The sequence below is a fragment of the Hungatella sp. genome (assembly GCF_046966825.1).
This window is the reverse complement of sequence record NZ_JBKVCZ010000020.1, coordinates 40,459-59,456: the sequence shown is the minus strand read 5'-3', so window position 1 is coordinate 59,456 and position 18,998 is coordinate 40,459. Positions and strand designations below refer to the sequence as shown.

21 protein-coding genes are annotated in these 18,998 nt (G+C 45.9%); 11 read left to right on the top strand and 10 right to left on the bottom strand.

Going from position 1 to position 18,998, the window contains the following annotated elements:
- Positions 1-11: 11 nt before the first annotated feature.
- The 8 genes from ACLTD4_RS08910 (at position 12) to ACLTD4_RS08875 (ending at position 8,222) form a co-directional block, all read left to right on the top strand.
- Positions 12-3,053, top strand: coding sequence for an N-6 DNA methylase (locus ACLTD4_RS08910; RefSeq protein WP_412313709.1), 3,042 nt, complete (start codon positions 12-14; stop codon positions 3,051-3,053).
- 66 nt (positions 3,054-3,119) lie between these two features.
- Positions 3,120-3,503: a DUF6809 family protein gene (locus ACLTD4_RS08905; RefSeq protein WP_412331244.1), complete on the top strand. Its 384-nt coding sequence runs from the start codon at positions 3,120-3,122 to the stop codon at positions 3,501-3,503.
- On the top strand, positions 3,503-4,012 hold the full coding sequence (locus tag ACLTD4_RS08900; protein WP_412313711.1) for a hypothetical protein: 510 nt from the start codon (positions 3,503-3,505) through the stop codon (positions 4,010-4,012). The genes ACLTD4_RS08905 and ACLTD4_RS08900 overlap by 1 nt, the downstream gene beginning before the upstream one ends.
- Before the next feature lie 164 nt (positions 4,013-4,176).
- Positions 4,177-4,380: a hypothetical protein gene (locus ACLTD4_RS08895; protein WP_117622522.1), complete on the top strand. Its 204-nt coding sequence runs from the start codon at positions 4,177-4,179 to the stop codon at positions 4,378-4,380.
- Between the two features lie 9 nt (positions 4,381-4,389).
- Positions 4,390-5,592 (top strand): sarcolemmal membrane-associated protein, encoded by a 1,203-nt coding sequence (locus ACLTD4_RS08890; protein WP_412313712.1) that lies wholly within the window; start codon positions 4,390-4,392, stop codon positions 5,590-5,592.
- 6 nt (positions 5,593-5,598) lie between these two features.
- Complete coding sequence (locus tag ACLTD4_RS08885) at positions 5,599-5,964, top strand: hypothetical protein (protein WP_412313713.1); 366 nt, start codon at positions 5,599-5,601, stop codon at positions 5,962-5,964.
- A gap of 47 nt (positions 5,965-6,011) precedes the next feature.
- Positions 6,012-6,812 (top strand): phosphoadenosine phosphosulfate reductase family protein, encoded by an 801-nt coding sequence (locus ACLTD4_RS08880; protein WP_412313715.1) that lies wholly within the window; start codon positions 6,012-6,014, stop codon positions 6,810-6,812.
- A 645-nt stretch (positions 6,813-7,457) separates the two neighbouring features.
- A complete protein-coding gene (locus ACLTD4_RS08875) occupies positions 7,458-8,222 on the top strand; it encodes a hypothetical protein (protein ID WP_412313717.1) in 765 nt (254 codons plus the stop codon).
- A gap of 106 nt (positions 8,223-8,328) precedes the next feature.
- On the opposite strand, the gene ACLTD4_RS08870 is transcribed toward ACLTD4_RS08875, so the two are convergent.
- Positions 8,329-9,048 carry a hypothetical protein gene (locus ACLTD4_RS08870; RefSeq protein WP_412331243.1) on the bottom strand — a complete coding sequence of 240 codons (720 nt, stop codon included), beginning with the start codon at positions 9,046-9,048 and terminating at the stop codon, positions 8,329-8,331.
- Positions 9,049-9,185: 137 nt separating this feature from the next.
- On the opposite strand from ACLTD4_RS08870, the gene ACLTD4_RS08865 reads away from it, so the two are divergent.
- A complete protein-coding gene (locus ACLTD4_RS08865) occupies positions 9,186-9,494 on the top strand; it encodes a helix-turn-helix domain-containing protein (RefSeq protein ID WP_412313719.1) in 309 nt (102 codons plus the stop codon).
- 12 nt (positions 9,495-9,506) lie between these two features.
- Here the strand turns inward: ACLTD4_RS08865 and ACLTD4_RS08860 are convergent, their stop codons facing one another.
- Complete coding sequence (locus tag ACLTD4_RS08860; RefSeq protein ID WP_412313720.1) at positions 9,507-10,034, bottom strand: SLOG family protein; 528 nt, start codon at positions 10,032-10,034, stop codon at positions 9,507-9,509.
- Positions 10,035-10,164: 130 nt separating this feature from the next.
- Here ACLTD4_RS08860 and ACLTD4_RS08855 point away from each other — a divergent pair, with 130 nt between their 5' ends.
- A complete protein-coding gene (locus ACLTD4_RS08855; RefSeq protein ID WP_117622514.1) occupies positions 10,165-10,506 on the top strand; it encodes a helix-turn-helix domain-containing protein in 342 nt (113 codons plus the stop codon).
- A gap of 17 nt (positions 10,507-10,523) precedes the next feature.
- Here the strand turns inward: ACLTD4_RS08855 and ACLTD4_RS08850 are convergent, their stop codons facing one another.
- The 8 genes from ACLTD4_RS08850 to ACLTD4_RS08815 all read right to left on the bottom strand — a co-directional run bounded on the left by ACLTD4_RS08850 (position 10,524) and on the right by ACLTD4_RS08815 (position 17,166).
- Positions 10,524-10,970, bottom strand: coding sequence for a hypothetical protein (locus ACLTD4_RS08850; RefSeq protein WP_412313722.1), 447 nt, complete (start codon positions 10,968-10,970; stop codon positions 10,524-10,526).
- 5 nt (positions 10,971-10,975) lie between these two features.
- A complete protein-coding gene (locus ACLTD4_RS08845; RefSeq protein ID WP_117622512.1) occupies positions 10,976-11,890 on the bottom strand; it encodes a ParM/StbA family protein in 915 nt (304 codons plus the stop codon).
- Positions 11,891-11,971: 81 nt separating this feature from the next.
- Positions 11,972-12,388 (bottom strand): winged helix-turn-helix domain-containing protein, encoded by a 417-nt coding sequence (locus ACLTD4_RS08840; RefSeq protein WP_117622511.1) that lies wholly within the window; start codon positions 12,386-12,388, stop codon positions 11,972-11,974.
- Between the two features lie 49 nt (positions 12,389-12,437).
- Positions 12,438-12,878, bottom strand: coding sequence for a phosphate-starvation-inducible PsiE family protein (locus ACLTD4_RS08835; protein WP_243009726.1), 441 nt, complete (start codon positions 12,876-12,878; stop codon positions 12,438-12,440).
- A gap of 75 nt (positions 12,879-12,953) precedes the next feature.
- The gene (locus ACLTD4_RS08830; RefSeq protein ID WP_412331242.1) at positions 12,954-13,244 is read right to left on the bottom strand and encodes a hypothetical protein; all 291 of its coding nucleotides are present in this window, start codon (positions 13,242-13,244) and stop codon (positions 12,954-12,956) included.
- Between the two features lie 38 nt (positions 13,245-13,282).
- The gene (locus tag ACLTD4_RS08825) at positions 13,283-14,092 is read right to left on the bottom strand and encodes a DUF368 domain-containing protein (RefSeq protein ID WP_412313725.1); all 810 of its coding nucleotides are present in this window, start codon (positions 14,090-14,092) and stop codon (positions 13,283-13,285) included.
- A 20-nt stretch (positions 14,093-14,112) separates the two neighbouring features.
- A complete protein-coding gene (locus tag ACLTD4_RS08820) occupies positions 14,113-14,937 on the bottom strand; it encodes an undecaprenyl-diphosphate phosphatase (protein ID WP_412331241.1) in 825 nt (274 codons plus the stop codon).
- Between the two features lie 306 nt (positions 14,938-15,243).
- Positions 15,244-17,166, bottom strand: a complete 1,923-nt coding sequence (locus ACLTD4_RS08815; RefSeq protein WP_412313727.1) for a YARHG domain-containing protein — start codon at positions 17,164-17,166, stop codon at positions 15,244-15,246.
- 530 nt (positions 17,167-17,696) lie between these two features.
- Between ACLTD4_RS08815 and ACLTD4_RS08810 the strand changes: the two genes are divergently transcribed.
- Positions 17,697-18,956 carry an HlyC/CorC family transporter gene (locus tag ACLTD4_RS08810; protein ID WP_412313728.1) on the top strand — a complete coding sequence of 420 codons (1,260 nt, stop codon included), beginning with the start codon at positions 17,697-17,699 and terminating at the stop codon, positions 18,954-18,956.
- Positions 18,957-18,998: the final 42 nt, after the last annotated feature.

Sequence of the window (18,998 nt, the reverse complement as noted above, 5' to 3'; positions counted from 1 at the left end):
GGGGTGATGCCATGAAATATCCTTACCAGACCAATCCAGTTCCGTCCGGTCAGAGAAAAGTTCTCAACGAGAAGGTTCTTTATCTCATAGACCATGGCGGCTTTGATTCTGCGGGAATTACCCCAGCCGATGTCTACAACGCCTACACCGGAGACGGCGGGCTTCATGATCTGCGGCGTGATGACTATGAGAATTACCATGAGTACAGTAAGGCCAAAAAGGAAATAGAAAACGGACAGTTTTTCACGCCGCCGCCAATCTGTAATTTGGTGGTATCGTGTCTGAAGCCTTCCGCGTCCGATTTGATTGCCGACCTGACCTGCGGCATGGGGAATTTCTTTAACTTCCTGCCCGCGGAATCGAACGCCTATGGCTGCGAAATCGACCATAAAGCGCACAAGGTGGCCCATTACCTTTACCCGGAGGCAAATATTGAGCTGGGGGACATACGCACATATGAACCTGGTATCCGCTTTGACTATGTGATTGGCAATCCACCCTTTAACTTGAAATGGTATCTGGAGGACGGGAGTGAAATGCTTTCACAGATCTATTACTGTGAAAAAGCTGCCGGACTGTTAAAACCCTTCGGTATCATGGCGATTATCGTACCACAGTCTTTTCTGTCTGATGCCTTTACCAATGGCCGTCTGATTCAGATGATGGAGAGCAGGTTCAGCTTTCTCGGACAGGTTTCCCTGCCGGAAAATTCTTTCTCCGCCGTGGGCGCCGTCCATTTTCCTACAAAGCTGCAATTCTGGCAAAGACGAAGCGGATTGGAAGGGTGGATTTCTTCGCTCTATACCACGAAAACCGGCTTTTCTCTGGCGGCAGGCTTTCCTATTCAGTCAGAAGCAAACCGTATCTATAAAACTTTTCTGGAGAAAGCCAGGGCAGACTTAGAGACGCACAAATCCTATGTTCTGCTGGAACTGGCAAAAAGCCAGGACACATCAGCCGAGTTCCAATATAAAGTTAAAAAGCTCCTGTACCATATTAAGATACACCCAAAGCTGCAATCCCGGTATACAAAGTGTTATGAGTATCTGTACCGGTTTTGTACGGAAAAGAAACCGGAAGAAATGTCTTATGAGAAATGGTGCAAAGTCAAAATCACTGAAAAGAAAGTAATATCTTATCTGCGCAAAACATTGAAAAAACAAAACCAGCCGCCTGAAAAAGACGTGATTACCCTGGTTAAGCAAAATTACCACTTTGTCTATAAAGGCTACAGCGCGAAAATACGGCGGCAGATGACCTATGACATGAGGTGTCCAACGCCCGTCTATCAGGCTGTCCTGGATAATAACCCGGAACATTTTCCCGGATATGAACGGCTGCTGCGCCAAAAACGGAAGGACTACGAAAATCAGAATCAGCAGTTTGCCGATATGGAGGAAGACCCTGGTATTGCCAGGTGGCTGTCGAACTTTGTCCTGTGGGACGCTGAAAATGACGAAGCAATCCATTTAAATGATACCCAGCGGCATGACATAAATCTTGTGCTGCAAAAACGCAACACCCTTCTCCAGTGGGAACAGGGGAGCGGAAAAACCCTTGCAGGCATTGCAGTCGGACAGTTCCGTATGCAGCGCCAGGCTCTCCGCAACACCTGGGTCGTTTCGTCAGCTATCTCTATACGGAATAACTGGGATGTGGTGCTGAAAAATTACGGCATCTCCTATGTGTTCGTCGAAAAGCTGAAAGATTTAGAACAAATCCGCAGCGGAGATTTTGTTATCATCACCTTGAACAAAATCAGCCAGTACCAGAAGCAGATTTCCAAATGGATGAAGCAGCACCGGCAGAAAATACAGCTTGTGCTGGATGAAAGCGACGAAATATCCAATTCCAGCAGTATGAGGACAAAAGCGGTTCTGGCCTGTTTCCGGCGCTGCCGGATGAAGCTTCTGACTACCGGCACCAGCACACGGAACAACATTTCCGAGTTCGCGCCACAATTAGAACTGTTATACAACAATTCCGTGAATATGATTTCCTGGTGCTCGAAGCTCTACTGTTATAAGGGGAAGGATTCTCATTTAGAATCATGGCGTAATCCAAACTACAGACAACCTATTCCGGCTTATAAAAAAGGATATTCTCTTTTTTCCGTCTCCCACCTTCCAGATAAAATCACTGTTTTTGGAGTGGCGCAGAGGACGCAGGATATCTTTAATTCCGAAGTCCTTAGCGAGCTTCTGGGGAAAACCGTTATCACACGTACCTTTGAGGAGGTATGCGGGAAGGACATCAAACGGCTGCACCAGCTTCCGGTCTGGTTTCCACCGGAGGAAAAAGAGGTATACGAAAAAGCCATGGACGAATTTGTTGTCATGCGGAACCATTACTTTAACTTAACGGGCAACTCCAGAAAAGACAGTATGATGAAATTAATCCAGCAGATTGTTCTGTTGCTGCGGATCAGCGCGGCGCCGGACACGGTAAAAGAATATGGGGGCGATACGCCTGTCAAGATTATGGCAGCCGTGGAGCTGGCAGCCGGGTGGAAAAATGAGATTGTCGCTATCGGCGTGCGTCATAAGGCGGTTCTGGATTCCTACGCGGAAGCGATCCGCGAGTACCTCCCTGACCGGCCGCTATTCATTGTGACCGGCTCAACAACTACCTTTGCCAAGCGGCGCGCCCTACGGCAGACGCTTAGGGACAGCGGAAACGGTATCTTGCTCTGTACCCAGCAGAGTCTTTCGTCCAGTGTGAATTTTGAGTTTGTCAATAAAATTATTATACCGGAGCTTCACTATAATAACTCCGGTATGAGCCAGTTCTATTTCCGGTTTATCCGCTATACCTCTACGGAATACAAAGACGTGTACTTTATCACCTATGCCGGAAGCATTGAATCAAACCTCATGCAGATGATTCTGGTGAAAGAAAAACTGAATTTGTTCATGAAAGGCCAGGATACGAATTTAGATGAAATCTACGAGCGCTTTGATGTGGACTATGATTTGCTGTCACTGCTTATGTGCCGGGAAGAGGACGATAAGGGACGGCTGCGGATTCGCTGGGGGCAGCAGACCATTGCTTAATACCAAGGCTCTTTCTATGAAAGGAAAGGAGATACAATGAATTTCTATGAGACACCGGCGGGAAAAATGTTTTTTGAACATCAGCTCCCCCAGATTATTCAATCATTACAATCAATATCGGACTCTTTAAACCGTCAAAATCCGGCTGTCAAGCTGCCTTTGACGGAAGGCGCCGATATCTTAAAAGAGCTTTATCTGGGAAACTATGAGGCTTCGGTTTTTAAGGATACCGCTCCCTCGGCGGCACTTAACAATACAGTAATAATCAAACAGAGGATGCTATTGTCAAGCCTTCCTAAAAACTCGCAGAAGCTGTTTGAAGACTATTATGAAGCTACAGTAATAAGAAACAACGCGGTTGTAGAGCAGGCATATAAATCTGGATTCTGTACCGCCACACAACTGATTTTTGCTGGTCTTTCGGAATCGGAAGGAAAAGAGGGGTTGTAATGGATATTATGGAGCTTCATCAAGCCCTGTCCGCGCTGCTTGACAAACTGAAGCGGAACCGGGAGCTTGTATCCCTGTCTGAACTAAAGACAAAATACAGAAAGCCATATACAGCGCTTTGTGAGGACATATGCGCGGCAACCACCGCCTATGTCAACAAGGCGGCTATGCAGGGAATCCGTATCCGAAGGGAGTATTTTAAGGAAGCTCTGCCAATTATCGAAGCCGCGATACGTCAGTCAGGGCTGCTCCGGCAGATTTCAGCCGCAGCCTTCAAGCGGCAGGATATCAAGGAGATTGAACGGTTATCGCTAACTTTAAATGAACAGATTAAGGCGGCCCTGGAGCCATTCTATTATCAACACCTGGGGCTTTATCTGATAGAAGACTGTTTCGGAAATCCGCCCCGGACGCCGGATATCTATTGTGATGTCAACGGCTGTATCTTACATGACGGGAAATGGATACCCGAGGAAACAATGTATGGAAAGCAGGATTCTGCTGCGTAAATGGAAGCCGGTTCCTCTAAAGTATTCTATGCAAAAGAATCAGAGGAACATTAAGTATAAAGAGTTGACCGATTGCCCGAATGAGCAGCGGTCAGCTCTTTTCTATTCTCTTGCCGGTGTGATAATGCAAGACCGCAAAATATGAAAGGAGGCCCGTTCGTAGCATGAAAAAGTTAGAATGGCTGGACGAAACCTGCAACAACTGTGATACGCGGATTAATAGCTGGGATAAGAGAATCTCAAAGGTATTGGCATATAAATACCCATGCTGCGAATCCTGTATCGCCAAAGAATACGATATGGACATAGAGGCGCTGCGAGACCGCATGGAGCATTATCTGGGCATCAGGCCCTGCCTTGGAATATGAGGTGAGCTTATGGCGGAATATAATCTTTTAACACAGCGCCTTTTGTCAGAAGGATACACGGTAGACCATTATCCGGATTATGTACAGATTCAAAGCAGCACCCTGCCCGGAGACGATCCGCTAAACAATCTGGGCGGCGGTTTCATTTTCAAAAGAGCGGTTGCCAATGAATGTATCTATAAGACCGGCTGCGGTAAATATGTCCTGGGCGAGAATGTCAACAGCGATATGAGTTATATGGGAATTCTGTGGTGTCACGAAAATGATAATCCGGTAATCCGGTGTCCCTACGATATCCCGGACTGCCCGGACAATGATCCGCTGCTCCACGGCACTCGGGGCGGCGGTCTTTGTATTATGTGCCAATGTGTCTGCCATAAAACGGAAGAAAGTTATGATTATGAGAATAGCATTGAAAAAGCAGATGATGAACGGCAGACTGAAAAACAGCGGAAGTATAGGGAATATTCTATTGCTCACAAAGGGCGTATATGTTTGAACCATATGCTGTTTGACGAACGGACGCGGGAATGGAGATTAGATTACGAACCACAAAGGTGTGCCAGAATATGTTATTCCCAGGATGGGTGGTGTCCTGTTTTAGACCGCCAGCTTAGCCGGAAAAAGGGAAACGTGTACTATGACTTGAAGACAAGCCATACCAGAAAGGACGGAACGCTGTTCGACGGGGAAGTAGTGGTTCACATTGAAAAGGGAATCCGCTACTTTGAACGCCCTGTGTGCATGGATATCTGTGAGGCATTTATCAGGCAAAACGGAAAGAATATCATCTGGGATAAATACAAATGGAATACCTATACCACAGTAAAGTTATTTGACCCCACATTCCAGGCCGAGATTCTCAATATCAGGGCGGAATCCAGACCAAGCCGTGACCTTATGCAGGATCTGGCTGATATTCAGGACGGAATCCGGATATCACATTCATCAGATTTAATAAAGCGCCAAAAGGAAGCAAAACGGGAGCGGCGCCAGAAAACGCGAAAAAAGCGTATAGAAAAGCTGGAAGCAAAAATCCTGGAGATTGGATATGACAGCCTGGAGGAACATTCTTTAGATAAAATTCACGCAGACAAATGGCTGACACCCGAACGGATTGAGGAGCTGGCAAAATTGCGGCAGCAAAGGATAAGAGCAGAGCAGGAACAACCGGTACAAATAAACCTGTTTGATTTAGAAGGAAGGAGTTAGTGACATATGGCAAATGATTTTAAAACGCAGCAAATAGAAGCGCCGCAGGTAACCGCTGATCCGTTCCATGCGGACCGCTTATTTTCAAAGCAGTTGGAAGTGGTAAAAGAATTCTGGAAAAACATAGTTTGTGCAGATGATTTCCGGGCAGCCAAATGGAGTCAGGGAAGCCTCACTTATATTCTGTACCATAGCACCCGTGATGCGGAAACTTTTGTAATCGGCGTCATTGGAAGTGATGGACTTCCGCTTTCCCACCACAGCTATCTGAAAGATAAGGTCGGCACAGGAAAATATTATGAGGATATTCTCTCAAATCTGCCATATGGAAGGAAAGGACGGGCGTTAGAGGTGACTGTGGTTAAATCTTGATTCCTAATTCTGGCGCATACTAATTTAACGAAATGTGAGGAATCAGAATGAGAGGTCAGATAAATTTACCTGTATATGGAGATTACGTGGGACGAGTTATCAAAGAATTACGCAATATCGCCGGCGGCCATACCATGTGCCTGCGTTTTTCCGGCGGTAAGGACAGTGTGGTCCTAAAATGGCTACTCGACCAGGCCAGTATCCCATACCAGGCCAGGGTCTGCCGGTATTGCTACAGTGAATACAAAGAGCGAAATAGCTGTCCTAAAGAGGGACACGTCCTGACGCTGACAGGAGTACGCAAGGCGGAAAGCGCCAAGAGGAGAAACCGTTCAAGAGTTGAGACCTGTCAGGCATACAAAGGAGTGACATTTTTTCACCCAATCCTTGACTGGACCGATGAACAGCTTTGGAATGTCATTGAAGACAATCATATCCCATACTGTGAACTATATGACGAAGGCTTCAGCCGGATTGGCTGTGTTGGCTGTCCTCTCACATCCTCCAAAAACATAATCCGGGAATTGCGGCGCTGGCCTAATTTTGAAAAGGCTTATTTATGGGCATTTGAGCGAATGTTAGAAGGCCGGCAGTTCGACAAATGGAAAGCGAAATATGATGTGATGGACTGGTACGTGTATGGCGTCCAGGAACAATATAGAAAGCTGAACGAAGAAAACGATAAACTGTGGCAGCAAAATACCTTCCGCGCCTATGAAAATGAACTGTATTATGGAGATTATTTTGATAATCTTACCCATGAGTATGAACGCAGAGATGTGAACACAGCCATTCAAATTTTACGTGGCTGCCAGGAGAAAAAAGAGGTCTCCCGGATTGCATGTTAAGCAAACGGATATAGATGGTATACATTGAACGCCAGGCGCTGCCGGAATAGCTGGCGGCGCTGGCTCTTAAAATCTTAACATTGTATAAAAATACCATTTTTTCTTTTATAGGAAATGTCCATATGATATACTTAATTATCACCTTATTTAAAGCGTTTGCGCTGCTATTTTCTGCGTGGAAAGGAGCCGTTGTTTCGTTATAAATTTTCAAAAAATGAATCATCTCAAATCTAACATGATGGAGGGAAACGCTTATGAAAAAAATTTTGTTACTATCATTTGTACGGACGATATTTCTTTATATTGCTGTGTTTTTGCTTTACCTTTTTTCCTGGCTTATCTTTGATTACGCATTTCCAATCTCCTGGAAAGCCGAGATAGCCATGTTTGTTGCGATATTTTTCATTCAACTTATTGGAGCTTTATGGAAACGCGAGTGGAGAAAAAAGCAAAGTCAATAAATACTGATAAATTTAAGGGGTATTGGAGTAGAAAATGAAAAAAGCGAAAATAGATATCCTATATTTCATATCTATCTTAATCCTGCTACTGGGAATGACCGGCTGCACAGTAAAGTCAGAGGACATATCAGCAAAGGACTCCACCTTATCTGCTGAAATCAAAGAGCTAGGCACGCCTGCCCCAATGAATCCAGAACCTGCCTCGGAAACCGGATCGGCACCAGCCGCCCAAACACTTGACGAGGCAATCGCGGAGGTAATTCTGCAACACAACAGTGATAAATACCCAGCCAATGATGAGGCTTGCGGCGAGGGCCATATCATCATGGATACGGTGCAGGATGGAGACAAAGTTAAAGTATATGCGCTCACAATGTATGGAACTTATCAGTTCCAGGATGGAAACTTTGTAAAGGATAGCGGAAGCGGTGTGATTCCGGCAGCCATTCAATTCCGCAAGGAAGATAGTGGGGGCTGGGAACTGGAGGACTATCAGGAACCGCTGGACGGCGGCCTCTACGGTGACTCTATCCGTTCCATGTTTCCTGATGGACTTTGGGAACGGTGTATCAGTACACAGGAAGATGATGAGCAAGAGTTAAAAAGACAGGAGCGTTCCTATGCGGAAGCCTATTTAAAAACACTCGGGAGGAACGCTGCAATCGGTGATTACAGTGATTTTCCGCATACAATCCCCAGCGATGTGGGAATATCAACAGAGGTGTCCAATAAAATTGACGAAGTTCGTAAATATGCAGAAGACCCGTTGTCCTATGCGCCTTTTTGGTTCGGGACAGTGGAACAGGTTGAGGACGGCGTTCGCTACTTATATGAACACAGATATGACTCTGAAAAGAATGAACTTCTATTCTCAAAAATAGAGTATGAAACACAGGAAATCGTGGAACAGACAGTTTTTGATTCTTACACCGGCGAACAAAAGAATTAACGCTGACTGACAAAGTATGCTCTATAGGAAATCACCTCTGAATATTTTAAAAGCGTCCCATATAGTAACATACGGGACGCTTTTTTGTAATATATCATCAACCCGTCTACTCCTTATACCTCTCCGGGCAATAGAAAATCAGGAAATCCATCTCCGCACAGGAATCTTCCTCCCTTCTCTCACGCAAATCACAGGAAATATAATAGTCGTTAAAAACAAAAGCCGTAATATCCGGCTCCAGCAGCCGTATATCTTTTGTCTTGAAGTCGATTACCCCGATTCCAAATGGTTCATCGCTCCAGCATTCGTCCATGATACGGTTTAAGCAGTCTGTACAAAGGAATTCTTCCACCTTTTTCATATCCAGAACCTCGTCCTTATTAAAGGTGATGGAGGCATGGGCATACCCTCTGTTCGGAGATGCTGACACAAGTGACATAAAGCCGCCGTCACCAGTAGTCAATATATGAGAAGATGAACCTTTTACAGGCTTTTTTATCAGTTTTCCGTCATCATCATACCGGTTAATCTCCACGCATGACAGCTTAAAGGTATTCAGGCTGATAAATTCCACATTTTCCTGTTTCCCATACCAGGGCAGCAGCGTCCCCTTTCCACCGTTACACAGCAGGCAATCCTCTGGCGCAGTATCTGAAATGTATCGCGGCGGTTCTTCGCATTCAACTACGGGAGCCGGACTCTTTTCCGGGCGTTTCCATTGGTTAACCCCCCTTATACCGGCCATACACGCCACCATAGATAACGCTGCAATCAGGACTGCAATTCGGACTTTTCTTGACTTAAAGTAGTAAAATATCTTTTTCATAAGTGCTCCCATCTGGTTAAATAAGCTATTTTTAATATAATCTCCAATACAATCAGACACCACGGGTCTAGTATCCAGTATAACCGGACATATTACAGTTGCCTATAGGGTAAAATCATATATAGAGGTGATTTGGTATGTTTGAGGACTTGTTTTACCAACGGTTAGAAAGGTTACGTGCCGCAAAGGGTGTGTCTGCGCGCGATATGAGTTTATCTATCGGGCAGAGCGCCGGTTATATTAATGCGCTGGAAAATAGAAACGGTTTTCCATCTATGCAGGTTTTTTTCTATATCTGTGAGTATTTGGGCGTTACACCGTCCGAATTTTTCGACAGTGAAAGCGATTACCCCACAGAGTATAAAGAGATGTTTGATGATGTAAAAGCATTGGACCATGAACAGCTGCAGAATGTTAAAGCCATCATAAAGGGATTGAAAAAGTAGCTTATTGGATTTTCAGGTAATCCGCGCCGTGTCGGGATGAATATAAGTGACTTTTAAGCCCTTTCTTATGGCATAATTTACAGTCTGCCCCGTGATGGATCTCACCGTAGTATCTCTATCGTAAACGGCTACCATGTATTGTGCGTGATCGGCCATGTAGCAGTTTCGCTTCAGATAACCTTCTCCACCGTCTCCCCCTCCAATCGTCGCATATTCTGTACTGTGCTTTATCAGAAAATCCATGCGTTTTCGACTCCGTTCATCCCAATGTGCGTCATAGCCTGCTGCGGGCAGGACTATCCAAAGTTCTATATCCTCATAACCCGGCTGTTCCTTTAAGCGGAGAAGCAGCTCTCCCGCCCACATACCGACGCCCAGCGCTCCGCTCACATAGAAACGGCGCACACCTATTGCATGGAGAAGCTTGAATTGTTCTGTCATGGCGTTCTTTATTTTTTTACATAGGGAATAGCTTTCTTTGTATTTGAACTTAAATCTTGTCGGTTTATGTCCAATAATTGTACATGCGGGTATTTCCATCTGATTCCTCCTCAATCAATAAAAATATTATTTCCATTATAACTGCTATAGACGCTAAAAATCAACCATAGACGCTTAATTAACCATGCCATAGACGATAAAATATAACTATAGCATGGAGGCAGGATAAATGGACGACCTTTTAAAAGCAATGGGAAAACGAATTCACGACCGGAGAAAGCAGCTCCATATGACACAGGAGAAGCTGTCGGAGCTGGCAAATATCACACCGCAGACAGTTTCCACCGCGGAACTGGGCCAGAAGGCAATGCGACCTGAAACTATCATCAGGGTCTGCACCGCTCTCAATATCAGCACGGATTATCTTCTGCTGGGTAAAATCACAGAGGGAGAACAATCACTTCTCTCTCCCAGGGTATCTGAACTGACGCCAAATCAATACAGGCATTTGGAAGATATTATTGGCAGCTTTATAGCTGCGGTTAAGGAAAAGGAGACACAGGAGAAATAACCTCCCATGTCTCCTTTTCAATTATTCCGAAATGCCGACAGCGTATTCATAATTAAGGCCCGCGCGGAGTCTTCTTCCGTATCTTGTTCCATCGGAGCCGCCTGCTCCGCCCGAAATGTACCGGACGGCGGTTCTGGCTGTTTGGGCGGTTGTCCGGCTTCTGCCAAGGGCTGTGTTTTTCCCGCTGGCTGTACTTTTACCATCGGCTTCGAGCAGCCATTTTCCGTTGCCTGCTCCTTTAGGATGCCCCGAATCATTTCCTCGATAGCTCCTTTATCCATCAGCCAGGAGACAGGAATATCCGGCGTTTCCGGGCAGTGGATATAGTGCAGGATTGCGTTGACGATAAAGGGAGCCTTGCTGTGCGCTCCCTGTCTCTCCAGAATTTCAATTACCTTTCTATGCGCGGGATCGTTTTCATTAAATTTGATTGTAAAGCGCTCCCTGTCCTTTTTAGCGGCCATATGTATCACCTGCCTGCCATTTCAAGCTGATACAAAAATTCATATCCCTTCGCATTGGCATTAATCTCGTCCACAAATAGCGGCTTGCCGATTTTACCAGACGCTTCAATCTGCCTGCGCAGCAAAATAGCTCCACCCCCAACAAACACGACAGTACCGGACCGCAGATCAATCATACGCTCCCGCAGAGCGCTGAACAAATCGTTGATAAATTCCTTCGCCTGGTATTCCACAATCTGAACCGCCTTCTGTGCATAACCGTCTGTTTTCCCTTTTAGAATCGCGTCAATATCGCTTTCCTCCAGAAGCAGATCAAGTTCTGAATTTAACTTGGAGCGAATCTTGTTGTACAGAAGAATCACACCGTTTTCCAGGGAATCACAAGTAGATAGGTCTGCCTGTCCATATATCATCGAAAGATAATCCGCCGTAAAACCCCCAATATCCAAAATCAGAGCCTTAGAACATTCAATCAGGGATTTCATCATCGTTACCGCCGCCGCATAAGCCTGGGGGAAACAGGCCACGTCTTCAATATAGATGGAATGAGGCTTTCCATGATAATGAAACTTAATGACATCTCTGTCCATAAAATACTTTGTAAAACTCTTGTTTTGGGCGCCAAAGTGGGCCGGCGGAAGCCCTACTGCAAGTTGAACACGTATTACGTCCTCTGAATAGCAATTCATTGCCTCAATCTCATTGGCAATACCGAACAGGGTCAAATGGAAAAATCGGTCATCCTCTGTTTTATCCTTCCGGTAGGGAATCCTCTGGTTTGAAAGGGCGTAATAAGTCCCATCATATTGGATAATGTTTTTTCCAAATGGTTTCGTGATGCTTTGCTGCAGCCCTGATACAAAGGGCGGGCAGTGGATTGTCTTAATCTGTTTGTTTCCGTGGTCGATTGCTAATAACATAGAATACATCTCCTTTTCATTTTATACTTATCCTTTACGTTCTGATTACGTTTTTTTCAACAGACCACAGAAATTTTTGAACTATTTTTCATGTTTAAACCGATATCCAATCCCCCAGACCGTCTCTATGCAGTCATAGCCATATGTTTGCTCCAGCTTCTTCCGGATTTCGCTGACATGGTAGCGGATGGTCTCGTCTACATTAATTGCCGTCGATTCGTTCCATACCTGGTAGTAAATCTGTTCCTTTGTAAAAATGCGGCCCACATTGCGCGCCAGAAGGTACAGAAGTGCAAACTGGCGCGGTCCCAATGTCAGTTCCTGCCCATTAACCTCTACCTTACATTCATGGGGATAGAGGGATAAGTTTGTGAGGGACAGTACCGGCGTTGGTGAAACATCCACGAACTGAATTTTTTCAGCCTCTATGCTGTCTAATATCTTGTTTAGAACATGCTCCGACCCTTCATCAAGAGTGATAATCACAATTTTTCCCATTCTGGCACCCCCTTTCCATTCCGATACTCATAACCTTAAAATTCCAACCTTATTCATGTATTTGGCGTTGTTCCGCCGTAACTGGCTTAGCCGGACAGAGATAGTGGCGAATCAGAAAGATAATCCCTACGGCCACTACTCCCATAAGGGTTTCAGCCGATCCGGCATGTGTAACCACCATCTCCCGGGCTATGGCGAACAGAAGCACCTCCACCACGGCTTCCGGCGCGTGTTTAACCAGCATTTTAATAAACTCAATACCAACAACCAGAGCCAGCGCGTCTCCCAAAACCTGGTTTAAGTCTACTGACTGGGGATTATGTATCAAATCGCCAGTCAAATTGACCGCCAACAGAACCGCTCCGGCCAGTATGGCGACAAGGAGAATCGCCGCCACAAAAAATTCCAGAAAAGCAGCTATATTTGTAAAATAAGAGGCTGTTATCCGGTTTATCTGTGTTCTTTTCTTACCTATATCATCATCTTTCATCTGTGCTGCTCTCCTTGCTCTGCTTAAAATCTTTCCTGACAGTTTGTGTTTCCATCTTACCTACCACCCCCTCCATTATTTATCGGAATCCCGCGTATCGTTGTTATATTTACACATGTAATAAACTATTGCAAGCAGGTAAATCACCGAAGATAAAAACAACAGCATAAACGGATTTATCCCTAAAAACGGGCCTTCGTTATCCTGCATAATGATACTGTACTCAATGGCAGATAGAACCGCGATTTCCACGCCCAAAAGAAAGGGCGGAAGAATTGCGTGGCTAATAATAGATTTCCAGCCGTTCTCCCCGTATTTTTTCAATACATATATGGTAAAACCGATACTTACAGCCAGCAGTACCATATTCACTCCTAAAAATATTATCATAGTTTAATATCAACCTATGCTGCCTCCTCCAGCCCGGAAAGCGCCCGGACCGCAAAAAAGCCCGCTCCCGCCAGCATACAGCAAAGAATCGTCTGGTTGGCCTCCGGAAGCCCCGGAAAGATTTCCGCCAGGGAAGCCAGTATAAAACCGAGGATGATCAGATACGTGGGCCGCGGGTAGTTCTTCATCGCGTGCTCCAGGGTCTTTGTTGACAGAAATATTCCCAGCAGCAGCCCAATCCCAAATGGAACTAAGACAGGCAGGTGGAACCCGTGCAGCGCCAGAATCATTCCGTCATAAATCCCAAATACAAGCAGCAGGTAAGAAACACTGATTCCAGGCAGCACCAAAGCCACCGCGGCGGCAATGCCGGTCATCACAAGAAACACGGTTTCCTTCAGCCCCATGGACAATCCCGCCTGGACAGGCGCTTCCGGAAGTATAGACAAAATCCACACCAGCAGCATACCAAACGCCGGCCAGACCAAAACCGGCATGGAAAACCTCCGGATCTGCGCCTTATGAAATATCAGCGGAATCCCGCCACCCACCGCGCCCATAAAAAAATACAGCATCTGCATGGGATACCGCTCCAGCAGAGATAACAGCGGCTGGGAGAACAGCAGGATACCGATAAAACCTCCTGCTGAAAATGTCCCCAAAAGCAGCAGGCTCTTGCCGCTGCGAATGGAATTGACAGAATAAATCAGCCTGTCATAGATTCCCAGAAGCATAGCCATGGAACCTCCGCTGACGCCCGGAACCATCATCGTGCTGCCAACACAGACGCCTTTTAACATGACAGATAAAGCAGAACCTTTCAATCTTTTAAATCCTCCTTCGCTTAAACAAACATGTAGATTGCCATAACAAGCCCCAATCCAATCCGATACCACCCGAAGATTTTGAAGCTGTGCCCTTTAATAAAATTCATCAGTCCCTGTATAACCAGCAGAGACACCAGAAATGCCACAATCATTCCGATCAGCAGGATAATCGCCTCCACCCAGGTCCATTCCCAGCCAAACTGAACCATTTTAAAGAGGCTTGCCCCCAGCATAACCGGCACCGCCATAATAAAGGTGAATTCAGCCGCCGCGGTACGTGACACCCCAATCATCAACGCTCCGATAATGGTTGCGCCGGAACGGGAAGTCCCCGGAAATATGGCGGCAATCATCTGAAAACAGCCAATCCACCATGCGGCCCTCCAGGTAAGCTCCGCCACGGTATGAATCTTTGGGTCTTTTTTTCGATTCTCCACCACCAGAAACAGAATGCCTACAACGATCAGCATGATAACCACTACATGGGGGTGGTAGAACAGGTCGTTTATCTCGTCATTCCACAAAAGCGCCGCCACGCCGGCAGGAATACAGGCCACGGCTATCTTTCCCCACAGGAGAAGGATATCGGGCTTTGGACGGAAACCTCCGCGGACAGCGCAGGGAACCATCCGTTTCCAAAACAGAAGCGGAACCGCCAGAATGGAGCCAAACTGAATCACCACGAAAAACAACTCCAGAAACTCCTCCGACTGGTACAGCGGCAGAAATTCATTCAGCAGAATCATGTGCCCCGTGCTGCTGACCGGAAGCCATTCTGTCACTCCCTGTACGAAGCCAAAGATAACCGCTTTTAATACTTCCACAACCTCAATGATTGTCAAAATTTATATCTCCTCCATTCTTCTCAAAATTCTTTTGATTTATCTAAGCCAGAACACAAAAAGACATAGCCCACGCCTTTTCACGAGCGCAGGTTATGCCTTTCCTATTCTGGAGCGTATTCCTATTTTATTACAGTCAATATATATATTAGGGGCAGCGTCGCTATCGGCGTCGTCCATACGTTTTGTTATTTCCTTTCAACCATCAGTCAATTTTGGGGTTATGATGGCATTATATGGGGAGGGGCATCTTCTGTCAACAGGCTGTAAATAAAATTAACATAATTTTAATATTTATCCATTTTTTTACTGCCGACTCTGAATGATTTGGACATTGGCTCTTTCAAGCTCATTTAACATCCCCTCGTCAAATTCATCCGGTTCAATCCTCCCCCTGTACCAACTGCAGCCATTAAAATAACTTTGCAGCTCCGTATCTACAAACAACCTGCCATGCCGCGCGTAAATCTCATTTTTGGCAATTCGGAGTTCTTCCGCGGATAGGTTCAATAAGTCTGACTCTTGCAGGGTGGCGGCGCTGCTATTAGGGAAAATGTATTCCCTGCCATCATATTCAGCAGAATCGGAGAGGATACGGAAGCTGTTTTTAACCGTTTCCAAATCCTCCTGCATTTTGATATATTCCCGCCGAATCTGCTCATTATCCCAGTAAAATGTCACATCCGTAGGCTGTTTCATAACATAGACACAGGGGTCATCATAGCCCAGGATCTCATAATCCGGCTCATTAACATAGGCTCCGTCATCAAAAACAGTGATTGAGAATAGCGCCCCGTCTCCATTTTGCTCATACGATTTTTTCTGACAGACCAGGATTCCTCCGTTTTCTAACCGCTTCTCCACATATAGTCCATTCCAATCTTCCGGGTACGTTACCGAAAATTCTGCCGTGTTTATCCCGAAACCGTTATCTGCATAAGGTTCTTCCGATTCCTCCGGCACCGAAACAATCGGATTTTCAGAAGGCTGTATTGCTTCCGGCACATCTTCCATAGAACCAATAATTTCTGAAAAATCTGGCTCGGTTATTTCTGCCTGTTTACTGATATCTGCACCTGATATCTTTGCCGCCGTCACAAATAATAGTAAGGCTATGACAGCGCCATATAGGAATCGGAAAACAGTGGCAGTCCAGTCGTTCACCGCCAGCTTTTTTAAAGAATAGGTACACGGCCCGTAAGCCATGGCGTCCCGGACTTCCTTGTTTTCAGAACTGAAAGTAAGTATCTTCCTTCGGATATCAGAAACTTCCTCCGTTTTTCCAAGGTTTTCTTTTACCTCTGCCATAAGCCCCAGCGCCTGCAGGCGGTGGTAATCATCCTGACATCTGCGTAAATAATCTTCTCCTGTTTTTTCCGCATCGGTAAGCCGACTCTCTCCAATCATATGGCGATATCTTGCGTTTATAAGGTTCAACTGAATGTCTTTGTTCTTTAGAAGCAGGGGATTTTCTTCAAGGATAATCTCTTTCCTCAATTCCTCTCTTTCCGCTGCCGTTTCGTCTCCAAGACTTCTGTGACAGGCGGCAGCCGTATCGCTGTCTAAATACATAAAAAGACCACTTCTATATTTCCCAGCCATATTCCGGGCGAGCCGGCATAGTACAAGCGCCTCCTCGCTCCGGCAGCCGCGATACAGACCTACGGCTGCATTGTGAATCGATACTGCCCGCGTCCGTTTCGTGGGAAGACCGTAGATTCCTTCCAGCAGGCAGGCCACAGACGCGCTGATCGGGCGGTTATCCCGGAGTAGTGGATGCAGCAATGCCCGCTGCCAATAGCACCTTTGAAGGAAATTGACTGTCAGGAACAAAATAAACGCGATTAAGAAGCCAGCCAACGTCCCGGCTGCTCCGCCCCCGTCCGGCCGGAGTAAACGCTCATAAGTCCATAGAACCGACGCCCACAAAAACAGAACGCCTAAGACGTTATCTAATATGTTTCTTCTTTCCATTGCAAGATAGTACGCTTTTCCATCCTCAAAAAAGCGTTTTGTCTCCTCGTCGTGCTCTAAGCTATGAGCCAGTTTTATGGCAGGGGCAACAGTCCTGTTTCTTTTTTTCGAGAATCGGTTCTCCGCCAGCATCATTCCCATGACAATGGTTAAAACCACAGAGATACCCACATACCATGCCCCCATCCATAGGGAAAATACAATCATAAACAGTCCGGTAACCGGATAGAGAAACCACAGCCGGCTTCTTTTCATTTCTAACACTCCTTCCCAAATAACAGAACGCAAAAAGACATAGCCTGCGCCTTTAATGCCTGAAAGCGCAGGTCATGTCTTTTCTATTTCAATATCTATTTTATTACAGGTTTTACTTCGATTTGTGGCAGCGTCGCTGTCGGCGTTGTCCATGTATCTTTTATTTCCTTTCTGGCTAACCGTGTAAACTTTCCGGTTATTTTAGCATTATATTGGGATAATATGGCTTCTGTCAACAGGATGACGACAGAATTAACAAAAAATTTATTAAATTTGTATGTATCTGAAAACGGTGTGCAAAATGATATATTTTTGTTGCTTCCCTCCCGCTGTTCTGGTATAATCTTGCCATATCAACAAATCGGAGGAGGGAATACATTACATGCCGGACAACGCGCCAGAAGACGCTGCCCTATATAAGAACTTCTTGTTATTTCATACATAGCCAGGCATAGCTGCGCCCATTACGGGAAGCTATGCCTGTTTTCGTGTAAAAAAAGAAAAAACCACCACAGAAAGGAACTATTTTAATGGAAAGTGACACTATATCTTTGATTATCATTGTTTTTTGTATCATCATGTCAGCCTATTTCTCCGCCACGGAGACAGCATTTTCTTCCCTCAACCGTATCCGGGTAAAGAACATGGCGGAGAAGGGAAACAAACGGGCCGCCCTGGTCATGAAGCTGTCCGAGGACTACGACGGTATGCTCTCCACAATTCTGATCGGCAACAACATTGTGAACATTGCCTGCGCCTCCCTGTCCACGCTCATTTTTGTGCGTTTCCTGGGAGATGAAGCCGGAGCCAGCGTTTCCACAGTCGTAACCACGATTGTTGTCCTGATATTCGGGGAGGTATCCCCAAAGAGTATCGCCAAGGAATCGCCGGAGCGGTTCGCCATGTTCTCGGCGCCTATCCTTAGTGTCTTTGTCAAAATACTGACTCCCGCCAATTTCCTGTTCCGTCAGTGGAAAAAGCTGCTGTCCGCAGTCTTCCATTCATCCGATGAACAGGGAATCACGGAAGAGGAACTGCTTACCATTGTGGACGAGGCCGAGCAGGGCGGGGGAATCAACCAGCAGGAAGGAACTCTGATCCGCAGCGCCATCGAATTTACGGAGCTGGAGGCAGGCGATATCTTTACCCCGAGAATTGACATTATCGGAATCCCCACCGATGCGGATAAGGAAGAAATTGCGGAACTGTTTGCCCGGACCGGCTTTTCCCGGCTGCCGGTTTACGAGGATAATATCGACCATATCATCGGTATCCTTTATCAGAAGGATTTCCACAACTATATTATCCGCACCGACAGGGATATACGGGAAATGATTAAGCCCGCTATGTTTATCGCTAAAACTAAAAAAATAGGCCCGCTTTTGAAAGAGCTGCAGCGGGACAAAATGCACATCGCTGTCATTCTGGACGAATTCGGTGGAACCGTGGGTATTGTCACACTGGAGGATATTTTAGAGGAGTTGGTGGGCGATATCTGGGATGAACACGATACGGTCGTACAGGAGATAGAGAAGGTATCCGATCAGGAGTATCTGGTTCTTGGAAGTGCCAATATCGACCGTCTTTTTGAATTATTGCAGAAGGAACAGGACTTTGATTTCCTCACCGCCAGCGGCTGGGTGATGGAGCTGGCCGGGCGGATTCCGAAAGAGGGAGATTCCTTTGAGTACCAGGACTTAAATGTAACGGTCTTAAAGATGGCGGAAAAGCGGGTGGAGAAAATCCGGGTAACAGTGGCGGAGAATCAGCTCTCTTTACCTGAAGAATAGGCAAAAAACTTAATTAGTAGATTAAAAAAAAACGGGGCGCAG

What these genes read in the sequence shown, in the direction of transcription:
- ACLTD4_RS08880 (WP_412313715.1), top strand. Translation starts at nt 6,012, where the DNA reads ATGAGAGGTCAGATAAATTTACCTGTATATGGAGATTACGTGGGACGA.
- ACLTD4_RS08905 (WP_412331244.1), top strand. Translation starts at nt 3,120, where the DNA reads ATGTTTTTTGAACATCAGCTCCCCCAGATTATTCAATCATTACAATCA.
- ACLTD4_RS08810 (WP_412313728.1), top strand. Translation starts at nt 17,697, where the DNA reads ATGGAAAGTGACACTATATCTTTGATTATCATTGTTTTTTGTATCATC.
- ACLTD4_RS08860 (WP_412313720.1), bottom strand. Translation starts at nt 10,034, where the DNA reads ATGGAAATACCCGCATGTACAATTATTGGACATAAACCGACAAGATTT.
- ACLTD4_RS08910 (WP_412313709.1), top strand. Translation starts at nt 12, where the DNA reads ATGAAATATCCTTACCAGACCAATCCAGTTCCGTCCGGTCAGAGAAAA.
- ACLTD4_RS08895 (WP_117622522.1), top strand. Translation starts at nt 4,177, where the DNA reads ATGAAAAAGTTAGAATGGCTGGACGAAACCTGCAACAACTGTGATACG.
- ACLTD4_RS08865 (WP_412313719.1), top strand. Translation starts at nt 9,186, where the DNA reads ATGTTTGAGGACTTGTTTTACCAACGGTTAGAAAGGTTACGTGCCGCA.
- ACLTD4_RS08830 (WP_412331242.1), bottom strand. Translation starts at nt 13,244, where the DNA reads ATGGTACTGCTGGCTGTAAGTATCGGTTTTACCATATATGTATTGAAA.
- ACLTD4_RS08900 (WP_412313711.1), top strand. Translation starts at nt 3,503, where the DNA reads ATGGATATTATGGAGCTTCATCAAGCCCTGTCCGCGCTGCTTGACAAA.
- ACLTD4_RS08885 (WP_412313713.1), top strand. Translation starts at nt 5,599, where the DNA reads ATGGCAAATGATTTTAAAACGCAGCAAATAGAAGCGCCGCAGGTAACC.
- ACLTD4_RS08840 (WP_117622511.1), bottom strand. Translation starts at nt 12,388, where the DNA reads ATGGGAAAAATTGTGATTATCACTCTTGATGAAGGGTCGGAGCATGTT.
- ACLTD4_RS08845 (WP_117622512.1), bottom strand. Translation starts at nt 11,890, where the DNA reads ATGTTATTAGCAATCGACCACGGAAACAAACAGATTAAGACAATCCAC.
- ACLTD4_RS08815 (WP_412313727.1), bottom strand. Translation starts at nt 17,166, where the DNA reads ATGAAAAGAAGCCGGCTGTGGTTTCTCTATCCGGTTACCGGACTGTTT.
- ACLTD4_RS08875 (WP_412313717.1), top strand. Translation starts at nt 7,458, where the DNA reads ATGAATCCAGAACCTGCCTCGGAAACCGGATCGGCACCAGCCGCCCAA.
- ACLTD4_RS08855 (WP_117622514.1), top strand. Translation starts at nt 10,165, where the DNA reads ATGGACGACCTTTTAAAAGCAATGGGAAAACGAATTCACGACCGGAGA.
- ACLTD4_RS08850 (WP_412313722.1), bottom strand. Translation starts at nt 10,970, where the DNA reads ATGGCCGCTAAAAAGGACAGGGAGCGCTTTACAATCAAATTTAATGAA.
- ACLTD4_RS08835 (WP_243009726.1), bottom strand. Translation starts at nt 12,878, where the DNA reads ATGAAAGATGATGATATAGGTAAGAAAAGAACACAGATAAACCGGATA.
- ACLTD4_RS08870 (WP_412331243.1), bottom strand. Translation starts at nt 9,048, where the DNA reads ATGAAAAAGATATTTTACTACTTTAAGTCAAGAAAAGTCCGAATTGCA.
- ACLTD4_RS08890 (WP_412313712.1), top strand. Translation starts at nt 4,390, where the DNA reads ATGGCGGAATATAATCTTTTAACACAGCGCCTTTTGTCAGAAGGATAC.